We start from the raw sequence: 4,018 nt of genomic DNA, 5'->3' as shown, positions 1-4,018 counted from the left end.
GGCTGCTTCATGGGGTCTGGGGGCCCAGCCCCCAGCCGCCGGAGGACAATCCGATCGTTGGAGGCCCCTTACTTCAACCCCCCGAACGCCGACAGCCGTCGCGCCACCGCCTGCGCCTCCGACGGGCGGTCGGCCAACGCCTCGGCTAATGTCACGCCCTGCGCGCGGAGGCGGGATTCGAAGGCGTCGGCGGCGGGGAGGGTTTCGATGCCCTTGAGGATGGCAGCGGCACGGGAGGCGTTGCCGGGTTTTAGGTCCATCAGGCCGAGCGCGTAGAGGGTGCGCCAGGCGGGGTTGCGGGGTTCGAGCTGAAGGGCGCGGGCGTAGCCGGTTTCGAAGTCCTTGGTGCGGGCGCCGAGGACGAGGCCGGCGGTGAAGCTGCCGAGCGTGGCGACGCTGCCGCCGTGCCAGCCGGCGACGGCCGACCAGGCCAGTGCAAGGTCGGGGTGGGCGGTGCGGACGGCGAGGAAGCGGTCCCGGGCCTGTTTGGCGAGGCCGGGGGATCTGGTCAGCTTGGCGCGGTAGCCGATGGCGACGGCTTTCTGGAGCTGGGCCTGGGGGTCGGCCGGGGTGCGGGCGAGGGCGGCGTCGAAATCGGCTTCGGCGGCGGTGACCAGGGCGAGGGCGCGGTCCTTGTCGGGGGTGTCATAGCCGGCGAGCCAGAGCCGGGCGCGGCCGGCGAGCAGGCGGCTCTGAGCGGTGTTCTCGGCCTCGCCCTGGCGGACGGCATCGGCCCAGCGGCCGGCGCGGAAGGCCTCGGCGGTGTCGGCAAGCGCCGGGGTGGCCAGCATCAGGCCGATCAGGAAACGCAACATTACAGCACCTCTTGGTGCCTTATACGCGCTTTATCGCCTCGGCGATCAGGGCGCGACTTTCTGTCAGGCCGTATAGCGCGATGAAGCTGCCCATGCGCGGACCCTGGGAGGAGCCGATGAGGGTTTCGTACAGCGCCTTGAACCAGTCCCGCAGATTCTCGAAGCCGGCGGCCTTGCCGGCGGCATAGACCTCGTTCTGATAGGCCTCGGCATCCTGCCCCGGGCCGAGCGCGGCGAGGCGGGCATCGAGATCGGCAAGGGCGGCGGCTTCGCGTGCATCGGGGGCGCGACGCCGAAGGCCAGGGATGACGAAATCCCGCGCATAGGCGGCGGCGTGGCGGACGAGGCGATCGAGCAGCTTATGGGTATCCGGCGCGGTGCCGGGAGCCTGGCGGCTGACATAGGTCCAGAGCCGGGCGGGATCGTCGGTGGCGGCGACCGAGGCAAGATTGAGCAGCAGCGAAAAGCTGACCGGCAGCTCGGGCCGCGGCGGCCGGCCCTCATGGACATGGTGGACGGGGTTGCCGAGCTGCTGCTCGATCGGCTGCTCGGGGTAGCGGGCGAGGAAATCGGCATATTCGTCGATGGCGCGGGGGATGACATCGACGTGCAGGCGCTTCGCCTTACGCGGGTTCTGGTACATGTAGAGCGCCAGGCTCTCGGGCGGGCCATAGACCAGCCATTCCTCGATGGTCAGGCCGTTGCCCTTGGACTTGGAGATCTTCTGCCCCGAGGCATCGAGAAACAGCTCATAGTTGAACCCGGCTGGCGGGGTGGCGCCGAGCACGCGGGCGACGCGGCCCGACAGGGTGACGGAATCGATCAGGTCCTTGCCGGCCATCTCGTAATCGACGCCGAGCGCCACCCAGCGCATCGCCCAGTCGACCTTCCACTGCAGCTTGCAATGGCCGCCGGTGACCGGGACGGTGACAAGCTCGCCGGTGCCGGGGCGGTGATAGGAGACAGTGCCGGCGGCGACGTCGCGGTCGATCAGCGGCACCTGCAGGACGTGGCCGGTCTGCGGGTCGATCGGCAGGAACGGCGCATAGGTGGCACGCCGCTCGGGGCCGAGGGTGGGCAGAATGACGTCGGTGACGGCGTCGTAATGGGCGAGAATCTGGCGCAGAACCGCATCGAAACGGCCGGATTTGTAGCAATCCGTGGCCGAAAGAAACTCATATTCAAACCCGAAACTGTCCAGAAACGCCCGCAGGCGCGCATTGTTATGGGCGCCGAAGCTGGGGTGGGTGCCGAACGGATCGGGCACCTGGGTCAACGGCTTGTTGAGCGCGGCGCGGAGCATCTCCGGGTTGGGCAGGCCGTCGGGCACTTTGCGCAGCCCGTCCATGTCATCGGAGAAGGCGATCAGCCGCGTCCTGACGCCAGGCGCCATCGCCTCGAAGGCGCGGCGGACCATGGTGGTGCGGACGACTTCGCCGAAGGTGCCGATGTGCGGCAGGCCGGACGGGCCATAGCCGGTCTCGAACAGCACGCCGGCCTCCGGAAAGCCGTTCGGGTAGCGGGCGATGAGCTTGCGCGCCTCCTCGAACGGCCAGGCCTTGTTGTCGAGCGCCGCGGCGCGAAGCATGTCGGGAGTAATGGTGGCGTCGGTCATGGCTTTTCGTCTATTCCCTGTCCGATGGTCTCTGGCGGCGATGACCGGGCGTGGCAAGCCCTGCAAACTCTGCCAGCGCTGCCCGCGCTCATCGCCACCCATGCCGGTATCTGGGCGTCCAGGCCCGGCGAGGCGGCGGAGAGCATCTCGGCGCGCGAAGCGCTGCGCCGCGCCGGGCAGACCCCGCATCTGATGCTCAACGCCCCGGTGACCGCCGACCGGCTGGGGACGGCCGAGCTGTCCGGGCTCGACCTGCTGGAGCTTTATGCCTTCATCCATCCGGCGCGGTTCGCGGTGCCGACGCCGGGCGGCATGGCGCGGGCGCTGGGCATCGCAGCACCGGCAGCGCAATCGGACACCGATTTCCTGGGCCGCGCCGCCGGCCAGCTATTGGCGACGCTGCGCGACCCCGGCTGGACGGCGCGGCACGGCGCCCATGCCATCCTGCAGGCGATGGCGCGGCATCGCTGGAGCTGGGCGCCGATCATCGCTGCGCAGCTGAAGCGCCCAGCCGAGCCGGAGCGCAGCCTCTATACCAGCCTGCCGGAATGGGAGACACAGCCGCTGCGCCCGGCACCGGCGACGGTGGTGATCGATCCGGCGACGGCGGCCGACCGGCTGGCGCGGATCATCGGCTCGCCGGACGCGGTGCGCGGCGGCCAGCGCGCTTATGCCGAAGCCGGGGTGCAGGCCTTCCAGCCGCGTGGCGCCGATGGCCAGCCGCATATCGTGCTGGCCGAGGCCGGCACCGGCATCGGCAAGACGCTCGGCTATCTGGCGCCGGCGATCAGCTGGGCCGAAGCGGCGCAGGGCAGCGTCTGGCTGAGCACCTATACCCGCAACTTGCAGCGCCAGCTCGACAGCGAGGCGGCGCGGGTGATTACTGACCCGGAGGCGCGGCGGCGGCGGGTGGTGGTGCGCAAGGGGCGCGAGAATTATCTCTGCCTGCTCAATCTCGAGGATGCAACGCAGGGCGGCTTCGCCAACCGCGCCGCGCTGTTCGCCCAGCTGGTGGCGCGCTGGGCAGCGTATAGCCGGGATGGCGACATGATCGGCGGCGACCTGCCGGGCTGGCTGCCGCGGCTGTTCGGGCGCGGCAGCTTCGCCGGGCTGACTGACCGGCGCGGCGAATGCATCTATGCCGCCTGCCCGCATTTCCGCCGATGCTTCATCGAGCGCAGCAGCCGCGCCTCGGCCCAGGCCGACCTGGTGATCGCCAACCATGCGCTGGTGATCCTCAACGTGGTGCGGGCGCGGGCCGAGGGGCAATCGCTGACCCGGCTGGTGCTGGACGAGGGCCATCACCTGTTCGATGCCGCCGACAGCGTGTTCTCGCTGGCGCTAACCGGGCGCGAGGCGGTGGAACTGCGCAACTGGCTGCTGGGGCCGCCCAAGGTGCGCAGCGGCCGGCGGCGCGGGCTGGCGGCGCGGCTGGCCGACATCATCAGCTTCGATGACAGTGCGGCCGCGCTGGTGGCGCGGATCGATACGGCGGCGGCCGTGCTGCCCAGCGATGGCTGGCTGGCGCGCATCCTCGATGGCCAGCCCGAGGGCGCGGTCGAGGCCTTGCTGGCGGCGACGCGGACGC

General features: G+C 70.4%; 2 protein-coding genes and 1 pseudogene. 1 reads left to right on the top strand and 2 read right to left on the bottom strand.

Going from position 1 to position 4,018, the window contains the following annotated elements; all coding sequences use genetic code 11:
* Positions 1-68 precede the first annotated feature (68 nt).
* On the bottom strand, positions 69-815 hold the full coding sequence (locus ACTIFJ_RS03430; protein WP_439532684.1) for a hypothetical protein: 747 nt from the start codon (positions 813-815) through the stop codon (positions 69-71).
* A 19-nt stretch (positions 816-834) separates the two neighbouring features.
* Positions 835-2,430 (bottom strand): lysine--tRNA ligase, encoded by a 1,596-nt coding sequence (locus tag ACTIFJ_RS03425; RefSeq protein ID WP_439532683.1) that lies wholly within the window; start codon positions 2,428-2,430, stop codon positions 835-837.
* Positions 2,431-2,454: 24 nt separating this feature from the next.
* On the opposite strand from ACTIFJ_RS03425, the pseudogene ACTIFJ_RS03420 reads away from it, so the two are divergent.
* A pseudogene (locus ACTIFJ_RS03420) lies at positions 2,455-4,018 on the top strand (ATP-dependent DNA helicase); the annotation flags it as partial.

Source organism: Polymorphobacter sp., from assembly GCF_051860865.1.
Lineage (GTDB): Bacteria > Pseudomonadota > Alphaproteobacteria > Sphingomonadales > Sphingomonadaceae > Sandarakinorhabdus.
Note: the sequence above shows the minus strand (reverse complement) of the source record. Positions and strands in the feature narration are given on the sequence as shown.

What these genes read in the sequence shown, in the direction of transcription:
- ACTIFJ_RS03425 (WP_439532683.1), bottom strand. Translation starts at nt 2,430, where the DNA reads ATGACCGACGCCACCATTACTCCCGACATGCTTCGCGCCGCGGCGCTC.
- ACTIFJ_RS03430 (WP_439532684.1), bottom strand. Translation starts at nt 815, where the DNA reads ATGTTGCGTTTCCTGATCGGCCTGATGCTGGCCACCCCGGCGCTTGCC.